Raw genomic sequence first — 17,452 nt, forward strand, 5'->3', positions numbered from 1 at the left:
TCGGATCAGTCTCCCTTTTTAGGTACTATATAAGGTTTTTAAAGAATCTTAGTGACCGGCAACGACGCTTTCTTTGGCGTTGGCGTCGAGAGTGTGTGCCAGGTCATGGTCAGTCATGGCGCAGACAGCTGCATCAGACCAAACGTTTTCTGCCGTTTCGACCATATCGATGATGGTGTAAATCGGCAGGATAATGCCCATGATGCCGATCGGAGCTCCGATACTGGACATGAGGGACAAGGTCAGGAAGTAGCATCCCATAGGAACACCGGCGTTGCCGATGGCTGCCAAAACGGCGATGAAGAGCCAGGCAATCATCGTACCCATGGTCAATTCCGTACCACCGTTTTGCATGAGGAACAGGGACGTGACCAGGATGAAGGCTGCGCAGCCATTCATGTTGATTGTCGTGCAGATCGGCAGGACGAAGCGCGATACCTGAGGATGAACGTTGAGGCGCTGTTCAGCCGAGGCCAGGGTGACCGGCAGGGTGCCGGCAGAGCTCTTGGTGAACAAGGCGACGGCAATGGCCGGAGCCATTTTGCGGAAGACGTGAATGGGGTTTAAACCGCGGACGGCCAAGAAAATCGGCAGGACGATGAAGAACTGAATGAGATTGCCGCCGAGGATGACCAAGGTGTATTTCCCCAAGGCACTGACGATGATGCCGGCTTCAATCTGTGCGGACAGCTGAGCCGAAAAGGCCAGGATGCCGAGCGGTAAGATCCAAAGCAGGGCCCGAATCAGGGCGAAGAGGACTTCCTGCAGGCCTAAGAGGCCTTTGAGCAGGACGGCGCGGTTTTCGGTCTTGGGCATGAAGGCTAAAGCGAGGCCCACAGCAGCTGCGATGAGCATGACCGAAAGGACGTTGCCCGATAAGAAGGGCTGGAGTATATTATTCGGGATAACCGACAGGAAATGATCGTAGTAGGTGACCGATTCGAGTTTCTGCGGAACGCTGGAAACGCCGGAGCTGATCATTTCCATGGGCAGATTGCCCGGAGCGATCCAGATGTAGAGTGCCAAACCGATGGCGGCGGCACAAATCGTCGTCAGCAGGGTGTAGGTAACGGCGTGGGCAAAGATGCGCCCCGTTTCTTTTTTAGCACCCAGTGCCGACAAGGTAGTAATGACGGCTAAGGCGATGGTCGGTATAGCGATGAACTGGAATAAGCGCGTGAAAACCGTTGCGATAAAATCGAATAATTGGTTTAATACCGGAATACCGATCCAGCCTAAGATAGCACCGAGGATTAAGGCCCCGATCCATAAGATGAATTGACGGCCCTGATGGCGATTGCGATTGTTGCGCATCGCTTCCCGGGCTTGTTCTTGTACTCCGTCTCGTGATTCATTTGACATGAGTATCTTCCCCCTTTGAGAAATATGGACGGCAGTAATAAACTACCGTTTCAGTATATTATAGAAGAGGGCAGGCATTCTGTCAATGAAAGAGGCCTTCACATTGTAAAAAAAGACACGTAAAAGGATCGGCACACAAGCGACATATGTATACCGATCCTCACGTTATAGGATTCATATTCATTTAGTTTTTGATTCTGCTTTCGCTAAAACTCAAAACGTTAAAACAGTCATCGTTCGTTACAACTTGCTTAGACTAACCTATTTGAAACACATCACACCCATTCGAAAAGTTCGAAGCACTTTAGATCAAGATAAGTTAATTCGTAATGTTCATCGACGAACTCGTGTTAATCCTATAGACATTATTTAGTTGTTCATGATCAACGCAATGAAAACCAAGTCGGAATCGCTTTTGTTTTCCAAGCCGTGACCCTTACCGTCTGATGTGTATGTAACGTCTCCTCGTTTAACGGTCCGGATTACTCCGTTGTCGTCATATTCTCCCTCACCGGAAAGGATATAATATGCTTCTGCGTTGTCAGTGTGAGCATGAAAACCTAAGGAACATCCAGGTTTCAAGGTGATTTCTGCGAACATACCAACGTCTCCTCGCAGTTCGGTGGCGCTCAGAAGCTGTCTCTTCAAGATGAACCCCTTACCGCCAGCGGCATGTTCGACCTTCTCTACTTCCACTGGACTCACCCCTTTCTAATGCACTTGCAAGGAATGACTTGCTTTCAATTCCTTTTGCATTTCTTGGCTATATTATAGCATAGAATTTCATGATTGTCATGATGTAAACGTAAGTATGTTATGTTATTTATGAATATATCTAAGAATAAACATATCCAAAACGAATGGATTTTTGTTTTCTATCCCTGTAAAATCGGAACGATTTTAGTGCAGTGGGGCATGACATTGATCGTGTAGTCTTCGTTACCCAGTTCTTTTAATGTCTGCTGGGCCAGCTTCCACGCTTCTTCAACGGTGGCTACCGGAATTTGGCCGGTCCGGCGGATATCGTTGAAGTTTTCCGGCCGTGTGACTAAGATGACGGTATTCTTATGAGCCAGGCAGAACAGGTTGAAGGCGACGAAGAAGGGGATGGTGAAGTGAGCCCGCAGGGCCGTTTCCATTTCTTCCATCGTATCGTATTTGAAACTATCGAGGTAGATGGCTGGTTCTCTAATGTCGCGGGCCTCCATGATGGCGATGACGATGCCCCCTTCTTTGACGGCCATTTCTGCCGGATCGTAGCACTTGCTGCCCTGGTAGAGGCTGACGTCGCTAGGGTAGCCGCCGGCGCAGGCAAAGACGACGTCGGTTTTCTGCTTCATGGGAACGCGCTGGATATCGAGGACGGCTTCCGTGCCGGCATGCCAGGCTTCATACCAGTCGCCACCGACCATGCGGCAGATTTCGCCGTCGGCATTGATGATGGAATGGACGAGGAAGCAGGGATTGATCTTGCTGCAGGCTTCGACCATGTCATCGTTTAAGGGATTGTCTTCAATCATGAGCGAGCGGGTCTTGGGATTGACGCCGTGACCGAATTCATCGGCCAGGGCATGGCAGTGATTGCGCTGAATCGTTTCAAAGCCCGATACGCCGGGCAGGATGAGTTTGCGACCGCCGCCAAAACCGGCGAAGAGGTGGGTCGTAATGCCGTCGATGATGATGACCTTGTCGGCGTCGACGACGTGTTTATTCAGCTTCAGCGGTGTGCCCAGCTTGGTTGTGCCGCAGTCGACGAGGGTCGGATCCATGCAGTCGTGCTGATAGGTCTTGATGCGGTCGATGACGTCCTGACCGCAGACGGCGACGTCTTCTTCCGGCGTCTGGGCCCGGTGGGAGCCCTGGGAAAAGACGATGTAAATGTCGTCGTCGGGAATGCCCGCTAGATTCAATTCATCGACGACGTAGATGAGGAACTGGTTGGAACGGTTCCAGGTACGGGTAATATCGGCGACGACCAGGCAGACCTTGTCGCCGGGCTGTACCTTTTCGCGCAGAGGGGCGCTGCCGATGGGGTGGCGCATACAGTCGATGGTCGCCTGTTTTACGTCGACGGCGGGAACGTGCTTTCCCTCCATGACGTCGGAAATATGTTCTTCCGGCAGTTTTACCGTTTGTGTCGTTTCACCAATGCTGAAAGTAAATTCTTTTAATGCCATGCCTATCACCACTTCTTTTTTAAAATTAATTATCGAGTTGTAACTTATTATATCATGATAAACCTGGCATGCAAGATAAAAGTTAAAACAATTGGGAATATTAACAGGCCATCGGTCATACGTTTCCGATATAGACGTGGCGCAGGTACTTCCCGGCAGTGACGGCCAGCCGCTGAAGGGTATCGATGGGCGTCATAGGCGTCGTATCCCGGTAGCGGGGAAAGTAGCGGGTGAGGTGGAGGGGCATCGTTTCATCGATGGCAGCCAGCCAGCGGGCTTCGCCGTCCATCGGCTCTTCATCGTCGTTTTTCCCGGGAATGATGAGGGTCGTCACTTCGACGTGACTTGCGGCAGCGGCGGCGGTAATCGTCTCTAAGACCGGCTTTAGCGAAGCGCCACATTGGGATCGATAGAAATCCTCGGAAAACCCTTTGAGGTCGATATTCCAGGCATCGATATAGGGCAGGAGGGCTTGGAGAGGGCCTTTTTCGATATAGCCGTTGCTGACCATGACGTTGAACAGGCCGCGCTCTTTCATCAGCCTTGCCGTCTGGAGGATAAATTCATAGCTGAGGGTCGGCTCATTGTAGGTATAGGCCAGGCCGATATTGCCCTGAGGGACGTATTTTTCAGCCAAGGCGACGACCTCTTCCGGCGTCAGGTCCCGGGACGAGGCCGGCTGCTGGGAGATCTGCCAGTTCTGGCAGAAGGGACAAGTGAAGTTACAGCCCCAGGAACCGAGGGACAAGATGGCTGCGCCGCCGTGAAAATGATAGAGCGGCTTTTTTTCAATGGGATCCAAGGCGATGGCCGTTACTTTTCCGTAGTTTAAGGCTGACAGGGTCGTGCCGTCGAAATAGCGCGTCTGGCAGCGACCGTAATGGCCCTTTTCGATGCGGCAGCGATGAGGGCAGAGGCCGCAGACGGCCCTGCCGGTCCCATCGAGGGTATAAAAGGCTGCTTCCATAGGCGACTCCTACTTGTAACGATCGACGGTGAAACGGTAGAGGTCGGGCTGTATCTGCGGAGGGATGCCGGCCTTTTCTTTGGCGATGCTGATCTGCTGCTCTACCGTGTCTACGCCTTCGAGGTCGGGCAATAAGAGGCCAGTCCGGGCGTGGCTCATGACGATGACGCCGTACTTTTTAGGATTGAGTTCACTGGCCGAAGCGACGGCTTCTGGTTTTCCCAAGACGTCGACGGAGATGTCGATATCTTCGAGTTCTTCTAAGCTGACCGGCGAGAATCGCGGGTCCCGGGTTGCTGCCGAGACGGCGTTGTGGATGATTTCACTGGCTGTATTCAGATGCATGGGCAGGAAGGTGCCGATGCAGCCGCGCAGACGGCTTCCCTTATGAAGGGATACGAAGGTGCCAGCTTGATCCTGCAGTTCTTCCGGCAGATCTCTGGGGACGGCCATCAAAGCGTGATGCTGCAGGTAGTAGGTAATGCTTTCGCGGGCCAGGCGGACGCGGATGTCCGAAGGCGCCCTTTTTTCGACCTGATCTTCCTGTCCTTCCGGAAGGTAGAGGGCGACGCCGTAGCCGACGCCGAAGGGGGCTTCATAGGCATAGACCGGCATGACCGGGCGGAAGTGGCGCAGGACGCCGAAGAGAAAGTAGACCGACGGCAGGCCGCAGGTGGCGATTTCATCGATGAAGCTGCGGCTGAGGTCGCTGAGGCCTGAAAGATTTTGTTTGAGCAGGGCTTCCATGACCAGCTTATCGAAGACGGCGCCGTTCGGTGTATAGCCATTGGGAGAGCCCTGAAGGAGTCGGTGTGACAAGTCGCCCGAGGCGATGACGGCAATGCGCCGGCCCAGGGTTTTCGCGGCCTTTATAACGATGTCGCCTAAGCGGGTCATGCTGTCGTAATCGTCAAAGCGGGGCGCCATGAGGACGATGGGCCCGGTGAAGCCGGCTTTACGAAGGTAATATAAGGGGACGAAAGTGCCCTGGTCGACGCTGAGGGGATGGCCGAATCGGTCGCTCCAAGCGGCGTCGAGGCGATAGACATCGGTCTGTTGGCTGGCCTGATGGACGATTTCTTCGACAAGGTCCATGTCGGTCCGGACATCCATCGAAAGCTCCGGATAGCCGAAGGCGGCCAGGTTGCCGTAGAGGCGGGGCGCGGCGATGATGGCGGCGCCGTCGGGAAATACGTAATTATGGGGCGATACGATGACCAGTGTTTCCGGTTTTTGACTGACGATCAATGCCGAAGCCGCTTCGACGGCCTCGACGGTGGCGGCCATTTTGGACAATTCCGGGCCGCCTATTTCGGGCAGCATGATGGGCGGATGGGGAAAGAATCCGGCTGCTGCACAGACGTGTTCCATCGTGATTACCTCCTTTGCTGTGATGGATAGTTAGAGTCAACTTTATTATACCCCAATCGGGCAGGGCCTCATAGACCGGGGCCCGTTCTAAGCACGAAAAAAGGACTATCTAGTGATAGTCCTTTGAATCAATATTCCTTATCTTCCAAGAGGCTGGTCTGCCCGAAGCGGGTCACCAGATCCTTGCGTTCCATCTTCCACTTGGACGAGGCGATGGACATGGTAGGATCGTAATTGGGCGACTGCATGTTGAGGATGCCGCAGATAAATTCGTATTCCAGGTCATTGGTAAAGAACTTGTCTTTATTGGCTTTGACGGCGGAGACGACGTCGGGATTTCGCTGTTGATAGCCTTCGGACAAGTAGACGAACATGGGGATGCGCAGGACTTTGAAGCTGGCGCTGTCCGGCTGACGGGCTACGTCGGGATCGCTGCCGTGATCGGAGAAGTAAACCATGGCGTCGAGGTTGAGGTTTTCCCGGGCGTAGTCAAAAATCTGGGACAAGACCCAGTCCGTGTAGAGGACGGTGTTGTCGAAGTCGGCGGCGCGGTTCAGATGGCCGTCGTCAAACTTCTGGAACTCCTTGGGGTAGCGGTTTCGGTATTCGATATGGCTGCCCATGAGATGGAGGACGACGAAGTTCTTTTCCTTGGGGTTGACGCGCTTTAAGAACTGTAAGAGGGCACCGTCCTGTGTCGATTCCTTCAAATCGCGGTCGACCCATTCCGAAACGTCGGCCGTATTGGCGACTAAGGTGATCGGTGTATCGGCGACGCCGACCGAACCCTGGTTGCTGAACCAGTACGTCTTATAGCCGGCTTTTTTGGCCATGTCGATGATGGAAATCGATTCGTTGAAAGGCTTGTTATTATAGAAATTCGACTCCGTCAAGGCGTGCTCGAGGACCGGGACGGTGTACCAAACGCTGCTGTAAGCGTTGGTGAACAAGGTAAAGTCGGGATTGGCCTTCATGGCGGTCAGCCACGGCGTATTGGGGACGTGGTCGGGATTATAGGCGTTCATCAAGGTTCGCGTTTCCGATTCGCCGATGACGACGACGACCGTATTGGGATAATCGGCCGGATTCAGTTGGACGGCCTGTAAATTGGCGAATTTAGAATCATGGTTTTCGGCATATAAGGCCGAACGCTGCATGTAATCGTGGGTATCGAGGAAGGTCCGGACCGGGAACGATTCCGGCAGGATTTCTTCCCCTAAGGCGACGATGGACGGGGCGATGATGAATAGGACCGATAAAATCGGAATCAGTTTGCGGTACGTTTCCGTCCGGGGCAGGACGTCCTGACGATAATTTAGCAGGAACAAGGCGCTGAGGAGGGCGGCCAGACTGACGACGATGGTTGCAATCTTAGTCACGCCCAGGGACTGGAAGTATTCCAGCGTTTCGGCCGGCCCGGTCTGAAAGATGAGCAAAGCCCCCGACGTCGTGATCGACGAGTGGTACAGGGCGTAGTAAGCCCATTGGAGGATGATGAGGAAGACGCCGATCAGCTGGACGATGGTCATGATGAGGGACCCTAATTTTCGCGGCACATACTGCTTGATGAGCATATTCAGGCAGAAGAAGATGGCAAAGAAATAGAGTCCGACGTAGATGTCGTAGATGTTGTTTAGATAAATCGTGTTGGTGTTTATGAGAGACACGTAACTGAGATAAGGCCCGGTCACGATCCAGCCGAGGCCGATGAGAGCCGGCGGCAGCACGTTCTGCACCGATAGGTGCTTCCAGTAAAAGGCCAGGGACAAGACGACGGCGGTGACGCCCGGAAGCAGACCAAAGGTCATGTCGGCAATGTTGTCAGGCCCCATTCCCAGGGATACGATGAACTGCCATTGGAAGCAGGCGATATAGACGATGGCAAAGACGAGGAACAGACGAAGCAGTCTGTGTCGCCATTTTTTGAGTGCATTCATTGCGAAGTACATGGATTTGATCTACCCTCTCTATCTCTAGTGTAAAAACGATGTAAACAATGTAAACAACGTGTATCTTCTATATTATACATCAAATACACGGAATAACATAGAGAAAAATGCAAGGATTTCTCGATAAAAAAGGGACTTAAAATTCTCTTTTTGTGCATAGCCGGAAACTATGAAAATCCTTCGGTAGATACGTATTATACAGGCTGAGTGGCCTATGATACACTGAGTGTAAAGAGGCATAATGGCATAAAAATCGAAACTGCAACGGTTTGATGAAAAAACTGTTTGCCAATAGAAACAGTCATATCGTTGAAAGTGGACATATATTAAAGGAGGTCATCATAATGGAAAAAGAAATGCTGAAAAAAATGGGGTTTGCGACACAGGCGATTCATGCCGGTGCCATGAAGAATGAATTTGGAGCGCTCACCAATCCGATTTATCAAACGTCTACCTTTATTTTTGACTCGGCGGAACAGGGCGGCAATCGTTTTGCCCTCCAGGAACCGGGCTATATCTATTCCCGCCTTGGCAATCCGTCTAACACCCAGGTCGAAGAAAAAGTGGCCATGCTCGAAGGCGGCGAAGCCTGCTGCTCCATGGGATCCGGTATGGGCGCCATCTCGTCGGCTCTGTGGACGCTGCTCAGCGCCGGCGATCACGTCGTTGCCGGCGACACCCTTTATGGCTGCACCTTTGCCCTGCTCAACCACGGCATGACCCGCTACGGTGTAGACGTATCCTTCGTCGACATTACCGACCTCGACGCCGTCAAAAAAGCGATCAAACCGAATACCCGCGTTGTCTATTTGGAAACGCCGGCCAATCCGACCTTGAAGATTTCCGATATTGAAGGCATCAGCAAGATTGCCCATGAAATGGGCGACATTACGGTCGTCGTCGACAATACCTTCTGCTCGCCCTATATCCAGAAGCCCTTGGCGCTTGGCGCCGACGTCGTCGTTCATTCGGCTACGAAATATTTGAACGGCCACGGTGACGTCATTGCCGGCTTCGTCGTAGGCAAACTGGACTATATCACCAACGTCCGCCTCTTCGGCCTCAAGGATATGACCGGGGCCGTCCTCAGTCCCTTTGATGCCTTCCTCATTTCCCGCGGCATGAAGACCTTAGCCCTGCGCATGGAAAAACACTCGTCCAACGCCATGAAGGTCGCTGAATTCTTGGAAACCCATCCGGCAGTCAAGAGCGTCGCCTATCCGGGTCTCAAGAGCTTCCCGCAGTATGAACTGGCTAAAAAACAGATGAGCCTTCCCGGCGGCATGATTTCCTTTGAATTAAAAGGCGGCAAGGAAGAAGGGGCTGTGGTCATGAATAACGTCAAGCTGTGCAGCCTGGCCGTATCCCTGGGCGATGCCGAAACCCTCATTGAACACGCTGCGTCCATGACCCACTCGACGTATACGCCGGACGAATTAAAGGCTGCCGGTATCAGTGAAGGACTGGTCCGCCTGTCGGTCGGCCTCGAAGATCCGGAAGACATCATTGCCGATCTCAAACAAGCCCTTGATTTAGTCAAATAAATGAATCGCTATTACTGGTGATAACAGAGGCGTCCTGAAATGTTTCGGGACGCCTGTTTGTTATCGTTAATAGGGTCTGTACATAAGATATAGTTTGTTTTTATGGCTTAAATAGCCTTTGACTATATAAATCTTAAGTGAATATATATTATACAAAGAAAATAATATGATGTACAATAAAGAAAAGATCGTGAGACAGGCCGTTACGCCCGGCGATAGCTCTTTCGGAACGCGGTTCAGCATAAATCGTCCGTGCGTGATTGGCCGGCAGGCCCTGCTTCTGTGATACGGCGCCACTACAGATCGGAATAGGGCCGTGCCAAACAATACTCTCTCGGTGTGAAAGGAGACGACTTATGAACGAAAATGAAGGCCTCGAAAAGAAGGTGGAAAAGGCCATTACTAAGGAGCGGCGTTTGGAAAACAACCCGATAAAACCAAATGCGCTGGCCTTGATTCCCTTTGTCGTATTCATTGTAGTCTATTTGGGAAGCGGCATTATTTTGGATATGAGTGGCATGGAAATGGCATTCTACCAGTTCCCGGCCCCGCTGGCAGCGGCTATCGGTGCGATTACGGCATTTATCCTTATCCGGGACAGTAACTTTGACGAAAAATTTGAAACCTTTGTCAAAGGCTGTGGTGACTCGAACATCATTATCATGTGCATTATTTATCTCTTGGCCGGCGGCTTTGCGGCTACCTGTAAGGCCATGGGCGGTATCGACTCGACGGTTAATCTGGGCCTGACCTATATTCCACCAGAATACTTAGCAGCCGGCGTCTTCGTTATCGCCAGCTTCATCGCTACGGCAACGGGTACATCGGTCGGCAGTGCCGCAGCTATCGGGCCTATTGCTGTCGCCGTCGCGGAAAAAGCGGGGATCCCCCTGCCGCTGATGATCGGCTGCGTCATGGGCGGCATCATGCTCGGCGATAATCTCTCTATCATTTCCGATACGACCATCGCCTCGACGCGGACCCAGGGCTGCGCTATGAGAGATAAGTTCCGCCTTAATTTTTGGCTGACCCTGGTGCCGGCTATTTTAACGGTCATCCTGCTCATCTTCTTTGGCGGTTCTGAGACGGCTGTCAGTGCCGGTGATCATCCTTTCAATTTGATTAAGGTTTTGCCGTATATCGTCGTTTTGGTAACGGCCGTTGCCGGTGCCAACGTCTTTGCCGTCCTCGTCGGCGGTACCCTTCTGGCAGGGGCTATCGGCCTCTTTTACGGCGATTTGTCGGCCCTTACGTTTGCTCAGGCTATTTACAAGGGCTTTTTGGGCATGACCGACATCTTCTTCCTGTCCATGCTGACCGGCGGCTTAGCGGCCATGGTCAACAAGGCCGGCGGCATCGCCTATCTCTTGGCTACGGTCCAGCGCTTTATCAAGGGTAAGAACTCTGCTGAACTGGGGATTTCTGCCCTGGTATCGATTACCGACATCGCTACGGCCAACAATACCGTTGCCATCATCATCAACGGCGAAGTGGCCAAGCGCATCTGCTATAAGTTCCACGTCGATCCCCGCCGCAGTGCGGCCCTCTTGAGCACCTTCTCGACGATTTTCCAAGGCCTCGTTCCCTATGGGGCTCAGATGCTGATCATGGCCGGCTTTTCTAACGGTAAGGTGTCGCCGCTGGAAGTTCTGCCATACTGCTGGTTCATCTATCTCCTCGGCATTTCGGCTATCATTTCCGTTTTCATTCCCTTCTCGGACGGTTTTATCCGCCGGGATCCTTGGAATTTCGAAGCCCAAAAGCCGCAGAGCCAGGTTACCGGCTCGGATGAAAAGGCGGCGGCCTTGTAAGGGCTGATTGGTGAATATAAAATAGCTCTTCCCCCGGCGCATGGGGAAGAGCTATTTTTTACGCAATTTATTCAAATTGGTGTTTGGTAATGACGCTTTGAGCGATTCTTTCCGGTGCCTGTTTGGCCGGCTGATCTTCGGCGATGACGTGACTGTTGACCAAGGTCTTTTCGAGCTGCTCGATGTAGGCTCTGGCGGCTAAGGGCAGGGGCGTTTCCTGCAGCTTGATCCAGCCGACGCGCATGATATCCAAGGGATTTTTCATGGGAATCGAGACGATGGGCCACTTTCGCCCGTCCCGGAATAAGATGCCCGTACCGATGGTATAGGCGTCGGTGGCGGCGATGACACTGAATAAAGTCGAACGGTCGGTCGTGCTGATTTCCCGGTCGGGCTTGATGTCGGGGATGACGACCTCTTCGGCAAACTGGTACGAATCTTCTTCCTGAGTATATTGAATATAAGGATAGGGCCGGAGCTGGTCAATCGAAAGTGACGGGTATTGGGCCAGGGGGTGATTGGCTTGGAGAAAGACCGACGGCGGGTACGAAAAGAGCTCGGTAAATTTCAGCCTGTTTTTACGAAGGGTCCGAGTCATAAATTTCTGGGTCATCTTAGAGATAAAGATGATGCCGATTTGGCTGCGCTGGGTGACGACGTCCTGAATGACCTGTGATGTGCGGCCTTCGCGGAAGGTAATGGCATACTGCGGTTTTTTGGCCAGGGTCTGTAGGTAGTCCGTAAAGGCGTCGACGGCAAACATATAGTGCTGGGACGAGATGGAGAGGCGCAGCTTGTTTTGGCTCGGCTGGTGAGGATTGAAATGTTCCCGCAGATTGGTCGTCTGCTCGATGATATGATTGGCGTAGTTAAGAAATTCCAGGCCTTCCGGCGTAAAGGTGATGCCGTGGCGGTTCCGCTCGAGGATGGTGATATGGAATTCTTTTTCGAGTTCCTTGATGGTCGTACTCAGGCTGGGCTGGGCGATGAATAAGGCTTCAGCAGCCGCCGAGATGGAATTGTGTTTTGATAACTCAACGATGTAATAAAGCTGTTGCAGGGTCATAAAAGGCACTTCCTTCGTTCGTTGATGCGGGATGTGATTCCGGTAATGATGGATAGTTTTATTGTAACAGAGGATACGACAATTTTAAAGAAAGGATGATGAAACTAAAGCGGCGGCAGAAAGAACGGCCATTGCGGGCCGGATTTGGGCTTTCCGAGATAGAAAAAGAGGCAGACGCCGTAGATGTCTGAAAAGAAAAAGGACTCCTTTGTAAAAATTTATAAAAAAAGAACTTGCAAAATATAGACGGCCATGATAGAATAATTATCGTTGAGGCACTACGTGCCGATACAATGGAAAACGGCCCCGTGGTGTAGCGGTTTAACATGTCGCCCTGTCACGGCGAAGATCGTCAGTTCAAATCTGATCGGGGTCGCCATTTTTTTTGCTCAGGTAGCTCAGTCGGTAGAGCAGGGGACTGAAAATCCCCGTGTCGGCGGTTCAATTCCGTCCCTGAGCACCAACAATATCATGTCATGCGGTTGTGGCGGAATGGCAGACGCGCTACTTTGAGGGGGTAGTGAGCGTAAGCTCATGGGGGTTCAAGTCCCCCCAACCGCACCATAGCTTCTCTAAGAGAAGCAGCGAATAGAAACGGCCCCGTGGTGTAGCGGTTTAACATGTCGCCCTGTCACGGCGAAGATCGTCAGTTCAAATCTGATCGGGGTCGCCATATTCTTTTTTTAATTTTATATGCGGTTGTGGCGGAATGGCAGACGCGCTACTTTGAGGGGGTAGTGAGCGTAAGCTCATGGGGGTTCAAGTCCCCCCAACCGCACCACCTGAACGGTCCTACCGCTATGCGGCAGGACCGTTTTTTTATAGGCATGAATCCACTCCGAATGGAGGATATAGACCATGGATAAGGAACACGTTTTTTTTGAAAACTATGCCAAACACTGGGACCGGGACCGGAAAGAAAGCCGGGAAGTCCTATCGGAATTTTTACGCCTGATGGCGCTGAAACCGGGGGCGGCCGTCCTCGATGCCGGCTGCGGAACCGGCGTCTTCCTGCCCTATCTGGCCGATGCCGTCGGATCTGACGGGACGGTAGAAGGGTTCGATTACTCTCAGCAGATGATCGACGTGGCGAAGGAAAAATTTTCATCGTTGCCGAACGTCGCCTTTACGACGGGAGACGTCCTTAAATATCATTTTGAGGGCCAACGATACGATGCCGTCTGCTGCCTTAATTTTTATCCCCATATCGCCGATCACAGCCGCGACGTCATCCGCCGCCTGTACGATGCCATTGCCCCGGGCGGCATGCTGGTCATCATGCACGACATGTCCCGCAAGGCTGTCAATGCCATTCACGGCGGGGCACCGATTCTGCCGCCGGTCGATATCCTGGGGGAAAAACTGATCAGTGCCGGCTTTTCGGTTACCGTCGCCATGGATACGGAGTCCTTTTATTTTATCAAAGCCGTAAAAGACGCCGCTGCCGACGATTTTGTCTACGACGATGATCCGTCACCGGCATCCGTTTCAAAACCCGGGAAGGGCCACCATCACCACCATGCCGAAACGAAGCGGGTCATGAACCGCTTATCCCGCATCAGCGGCCATATCGAAGCCATTAAGCGCATGGTCGAAGAGGAGCGGGACTGCAGCGACGTCTTGGTTCAGCTGGCTGCCGTCCATTCGGCCATTGCCGGTGTGAGCCGGGTCATCTTAAAGGATCACATCGACCACTGCATCGTCGATGCCATTCGCGACGACGATGAAGCTGCCGTAGAAAATCTTAAGAAGGCTATTAATACCTTTGTAAAGTAATGGTATAATGGAACTATCCATTGTGAAAGGGTGTGACTGCCATGCAGTTTCGGGTATTAAACGGTGATATATCGGAATGGAATACCGACGGAATCGTATATTCTGCCAGTTCAACCCTGTTGCCGACAAGTCCCGTCAGCCGTAAGATTCATCAAAGAGGGGGCATTTCTTTTTCGGCCTATTGCCGCCATATCGGTATGTGCCACGTCGGCCATGCCGTCATGACCAAGGGCTGCCAATTAAAAGCCGCCTTCGTCATTCATGCCGTAGGACCGTACTGGGCCGGCGGCAAACGGGAAGAAGAGAAATCGCTCTTATCGGCCTGCCGGGAGGCCCTGGATTTGGCCCGGGAAAAGAAGTTGAAATATTTGGCACTGGCTCCGCTGAGTTCCGCCGATAAAGGCTATCCCCTGCGGCGAGGGGCAGCCGCCGTCGTTCCCTTGCTGCTCACCGAGAGCGGCGATTTTGATCGACTGGATATCGTCTGTGCCGACGAAAGGGAACAGGCCGCGTATACGGAGGCGGCGGTGTTCTTTTGGCTCCATCAACTTCGGGACGCCCCAGCCGGCGAAAGAGACGGGCTGGCGGCGAAGTCCTCAACGGCCCTGGCCTTGCTGCAAAGCCGTGAAGGAACGCCGGATCCCATCGTCCTGGCCGGGAAGGTGAAGGCTGTAGACGCCATCATCCAGCCCTTTTTACAATTGACCAAGCCGAGCCTGGCCGATGTCGAACAGACGGCATTGAAGATTCGGGCCTTGTATTCAGAAAACAGAGAGAAAGGGGAGTAGCCCATGGCCTCGACCATAGGAACCCATGAAATGGACGCTTCCATCCAGTGTCCGGCATGCCAGGCGTCCGGCGTATTCCATACCTGGGATATCATTGACGCCGGCGATGCAGCGCTGAAGGACCGCGTCCTTTTTGATGAAAACTTATTTTTTTACACCTGTCCTCACTGCCACAGCAAGATCCATATTGAAAGCAAGTGCCTCTATATCGATCGGGAAAAGAAACTCTTGATATGGCATATCCCGGACCCAAAGGAAAAGGTCACCCTTGGTGAAGTCCAGGCGGCCTTGGGGACGACGTCTTTTTCAGAATACACCTGTCGGGCCGCATTGACCTGGGGCGAATGGCGGGAAAAAATCATCGAATGCGAAGGCGCTTACGACGACCGCCTGTATGAAATCATTAAATACGGTGCCTATCAGCTGCTCAGCAAGGACGATAAAGAACGGCTTCCCCTGGAGGCCTATCATATCGACTATGCCGACGACAGCCATGATCCGGAACAGTTAGCCCTGGTATTCATGCGCAGGGATGAAAAGGGGATGGCTTATGTCTACCCCATTACGAACCGGCTGAAGGATGTGACTAAGGATATTTTCATGCCGATTATCGAGCAGCTGTCCCGTGAGGACCAGGCCCCCTTTGAGCGCTTCGGCTATGCCTGGGCCAGTCAGTTCATGACCTACCTTATCAAGGCCGCCGAAGCCGATGCCAATCGGGAAACGTACGGCAATCTCATCGGATTCTGGATTAAAACAATCGGCGAAGAAATCTTCCACACGGCGGTAAAACCGCAGGCTTAGTAGGAATGAAAATGGCTTCACTGTCGGCTGAATCGGGATTCTGCCCGGGGAAATTACTGCCCCTGCGGCAGCCCCGATTTATTGACAGATTATTTGATAAAAAATATAATATTATTAATAGTTTAGGGTTTTAAAGATACCTGTTTATCTATTGATTTTTAGAGAAGAAAGGGCGCATTTGATGTTTTCAATTTTAAAACGAATTATGTTGACTACGGTTATTGCAATTGGCTTTATGATTGGCTCCATGACGGTGACGGCCCAGGCCGATATGCCGCCGACGATTGCCGAATCGGCGTGCATGATTGATATCGATACGGGAAAAGTATTATATCAGGTCAATCCGACCAAGTGGGTCCATCCGGCCAGTACGACAAAAATCGTTACCTTGATTACGGCATTAGATCAGTATAAAGATAAACTGGATCAGCCTTTGCAGATTTCTTGGGAAGCGGCCAATACCGAACCTTCGAGCCTTGGAATCGCGCCAGGAGATCCGATCACCATCCGCGAAGCGCTGCGGGGCATGATGGTCGTATCCGGCAATGATGCTGCCGTCGCAGTTGCGCAAACCTTGGGCGGTTCCGTTGAAGGCTACGCTGAAAAGATGAACGCTGAAGCTGTTAAAATGGGGGCAGCCCATACGAATTTCGTCAATCCAAACGGACTGACGGCAGCTCATCACTATACGACGGCCCTGGATATGGCGAAGATGGCCGCCTATGGGATGAAAAATTTTCCTGAATTCCGGTACATCGTCGGCCTCAAATCTTATGACGTCCATTATTTAGATAATCGGGCACCGAAGCATGTCACGACGACGAACCATTTCCTGACCAGTGGCTATGAAGGGGCCAATGGCATTAAGACGGGCTTTACCAACGCTGCCGGCGACTGCCTGGTCGCATCGGCGACGAGAAATGGCCATACCTTAGTATTGGTCCTGTATAATGATGACAATCGATGGACCGATGCTCCGGCCATTTTAGACTACGGGTTCCGCCGGTTACAGACCGGGAACTAGGCTGATTGAATCGTTTCTGAGGGGGGATTGTTATGGCGCGTGTGTTAATTATTGATCAAGACCGGATGATTGCGGCTATCGAACGCGATTTTCTGGAGACGAACGGCTTTGATGTGGCCGTCGCCATGACAGGAAAAGAAGGGATGAAACTTTTTGATGGGGGCGATATCGAGGCGGTCATCCTCGATGTCACTCTTTCCGATACGGATGGTTTTTTGCTGTGCCGTAAACTGCGGGCCATCAGTAACGTCCCCATTCTCTTCGTTACGGCCCGAGACGCCTTGGAAGATAAGATAAAAGGACTCAGCCTGGGGGCCGACGATTATATCGTAAAACCTTTTAATCCGTCGGAAATGATTGCTCGCTTAAAAGCACATCTCGATATCCATGAACGCCTCTTAGGCAGCCAGCGGACGGAGACGGACAACAGCAAGCCCGATATCCAAATCGGCGATCTCCGCATCTTTGTCAAACGGCACCAAGTCTTTCGCGGCAGCCAGGAAATTGCCTTGACGGGCAAAGAATTCAACTTGCTTTTATTTTTAGCCCGTCACCCCAATCAGGTCTTTTCTAAAAAATACCTCTTTGAAATGATCTGGCATCTCGACGCCTTAGGGGAATTGGCGACGGTCACGGTCCATGTCAATCGCCTGCGGGATAAGTTGAATGAAGTAGAGCCGCCGTTTACGGCGATTGAAACAGTCTGGGGAAACGGCTATCGTTTTCGCGTAGAAGAATAACAAGTTGTTGTCTATATAGGCAATAAAAAAAGGGAGCCCTCGTAAGTGAACCGACCCCCTAAAGTTGGACCAA

At 52.1% G+C, this 17,452-nt stretch carries 14 protein-coding genes and 5 tRNA genes; 12 read left to right on the top strand and 7 right to left on the bottom strand.

Annotated elements, in window-relative coordinates; translation table 11 throughout:
* Window positions 1-48: 48 nt before the first annotated feature.
* The 6 genes from HMPREF3201_RS10965 to HMPREF3201_RS10990 form a co-directional block, all read right to left on the bottom strand.
* Window positions 49-1,314: a dicarboxylate/amino acid:cation symporter gene (locus HMPREF3201_RS10965; RefSeq protein ID WP_369794849.1), complete on the bottom strand. Its 1,266-nt coding sequence runs from the start codon at window positions 1,312-1,314 to the stop codon at window positions 49-51.
* Window positions 1,315-1,731: 417 nt separating this feature from the next.
* Window positions 1,732-2,058: a cupin domain-containing protein gene (locus HMPREF3201_RS10970; protein ID WP_062413101.1), complete on the bottom strand. Its 327-nt coding sequence runs from the start codon at window positions 2,056-2,058 to the stop codon at window positions 1,732-1,734.
* A gap of 179 nt (window positions 2,059-2,237) precedes the next feature.
* Window positions 2,238-3,539, bottom strand: a complete 1,302-nt coding sequence (gene larA / locus HMPREF3201_RS10975) for an NPN-dependent 2-hydroxyacid racemase, LarAH10 family (RefSeq protein ID WP_062413102.1) — start codon at window positions 3,537-3,539, stop codon at window positions 2,238-2,240.
* Window positions 3,540-3,654: 115 nt separating this feature from the next.
* The gene (amrS, locus tag HMPREF3201_RS10980) at window positions 3,655-4,506 is read right to left on the bottom strand and encodes an AmmeMemoRadiSam system radical SAM enzyme (protein ID WP_062413103.1); all 852 of its coding nucleotides are present in this window, start codon (window positions 4,504-4,506) and stop codon (window positions 3,655-3,657) included.
* A gap of 9 nt (window positions 4,507-4,515) precedes the next feature.
* Window positions 4,516-5,877 (bottom strand): AmmeMemoRadiSam system protein A, encoded by a 1,362-nt coding sequence (gene amrA, locus HMPREF3201_RS10985; protein WP_062413104.1) that lies wholly within the window; start codon window positions 5,875-5,877, stop codon window positions 4,516-4,518.
* Window positions 5,878-6,005: 128 nt separating this feature from the next.
* Entirely contained in the window at window positions 6,006-7,814 is a 1,809-nt protein-coding gene (locus tag HMPREF3201_RS10990) for a phosphoethanolamine transferase (RefSeq protein WP_227163183.1), read from the bottom strand.
* 356 nt (window positions 7,815-8,170) lie between these two features.
* Between HMPREF3201_RS10990 and megL the strand changes: the two genes are divergently transcribed.
* The gene (gene megL / locus HMPREF3201_RS10995; protein ID WP_062413106.1) at window positions 8,171-9,370 is read left to right on the top strand and encodes a methionine gamma-lyase; all 1,200 of its coding nucleotides are present in this window, start codon (window positions 8,171-8,173) and stop codon (window positions 9,368-9,370) included.
* A 356-nt stretch (window positions 9,371-9,726) separates the two neighbouring features.
* Window positions 9,727-11,181, top strand: a complete 1,455-nt coding sequence (locus HMPREF3201_RS11000; RefSeq protein WP_082709440.1) for a Na+/H+ antiporter NhaC family protein — start codon at window positions 9,727-9,729, stop codon at window positions 11,179-11,181.
* 67 nt (window positions 11,182-11,248) lie between these two features.
* Here the strand turns inward: HMPREF3201_RS11000 and HMPREF3201_RS11005 are convergent, their stop codons facing one another.
* Entirely contained in the window at window positions 11,249-12,247 is a 999-nt protein-coding gene (locus tag HMPREF3201_RS11005) for a LysR family transcriptional regulator (RefSeq protein ID WP_062413107.1), read from the bottom strand.
* 302 nt (window positions 12,248-12,549) lie between these two features.
* On the opposite strand from HMPREF3201_RS11005, the gene HMPREF3201_RS11010 reads away from it, so the two are divergent.
* The 10 genes from HMPREF3201_RS11010 (at window position 12,550) to HMPREF3201_RS11055 (ending at window position 17,379) form a co-directional block, all read left to right on the top strand.
* A tRNA-Asp gene (locus tag HMPREF3201_RS11010) sits at window positions 12,550-12,626 on the top strand.
* 8 nt (window positions 12,627-12,634) lie between these two features.
* Window positions 12,635-12,710, top strand: a tRNA-Phe gene (locus HMPREF3201_RS11015).
* 15 nt (window positions 12,711-12,725) lie between these two features.
* Window positions 12,726-12,811, top strand: a tRNA-Leu gene (locus HMPREF3201_RS11020).
* Window positions 12,812-12,843: 32 nt separating this feature from the next.
* Window positions 12,844-12,920: transfer RNA gene (locus HMPREF3201_RS11025), tRNA-Asp, on the top strand.
* 22 nt (window positions 12,921-12,942) lie between these two features.
* Window positions 12,943-13,028 (top strand) — tRNA-Leu (locus tag HMPREF3201_RS11030).
* A gap of 77 nt (window positions 13,029-13,105) precedes the next feature.
* Window positions 13,106-14,023: a metal-sensing transcriptional repressor gene (locus HMPREF3201_RS11035; RefSeq protein ID WP_062413108.1), complete on the top strand. Its 918-nt coding sequence runs from the start codon at window positions 13,106-13,108 to the stop codon at window positions 14,021-14,023.
* 41 nt (window positions 14,024-14,064) lie between these two features.
* Window positions 14,065-14,811: a macro domain-containing protein gene (locus HMPREF3201_RS11040; protein WP_062413109.1), complete on the top strand. Its 747-nt coding sequence runs from the start codon at window positions 14,065-14,067 to the stop codon at window positions 14,809-14,811.
* 3 nt (window positions 14,812-14,814) lie between these two features.
* Window positions 14,815-15,615 (top strand): CpXC domain-containing protein, encoded by an 801-nt coding sequence (locus tag HMPREF3201_RS11045; protein ID WP_062413110.1) that lies wholly within the window; start codon window positions 14,815-14,817, stop codon window positions 15,613-15,615.
* Window positions 15,616-15,796: 181 nt separating this feature from the next.
* Complete coding sequence (locus tag HMPREF3201_RS11050; protein ID WP_062413111.1) at window positions 15,797-16,639, top strand: D-alanyl-D-alanine carboxypeptidase family protein; 843 nt, start codon at window positions 15,797-15,799, stop codon at window positions 16,637-16,639.
* Window positions 16,640-16,671: 32 nt separating this feature from the next.
* Window positions 16,672-17,379 carry a response regulator transcription factor gene (locus HMPREF3201_RS11055; RefSeq protein ID WP_062413112.1) on the top strand — a complete coding sequence of 236 codons (708 nt, stop codon included), beginning with the start codon at window positions 16,672-16,674 and terminating at the stop codon, window positions 17,377-17,379.
* Window positions 17,380-17,452 lie beyond the last annotated feature (73 nt).

This window comes from Megasphaera sp. MJR8396C, assembly GCF_001546855.1.
Lineage (GTDB): Bacteria > Bacillota > Negativicutes > Veillonellales > Megasphaeraceae > Megasphaera.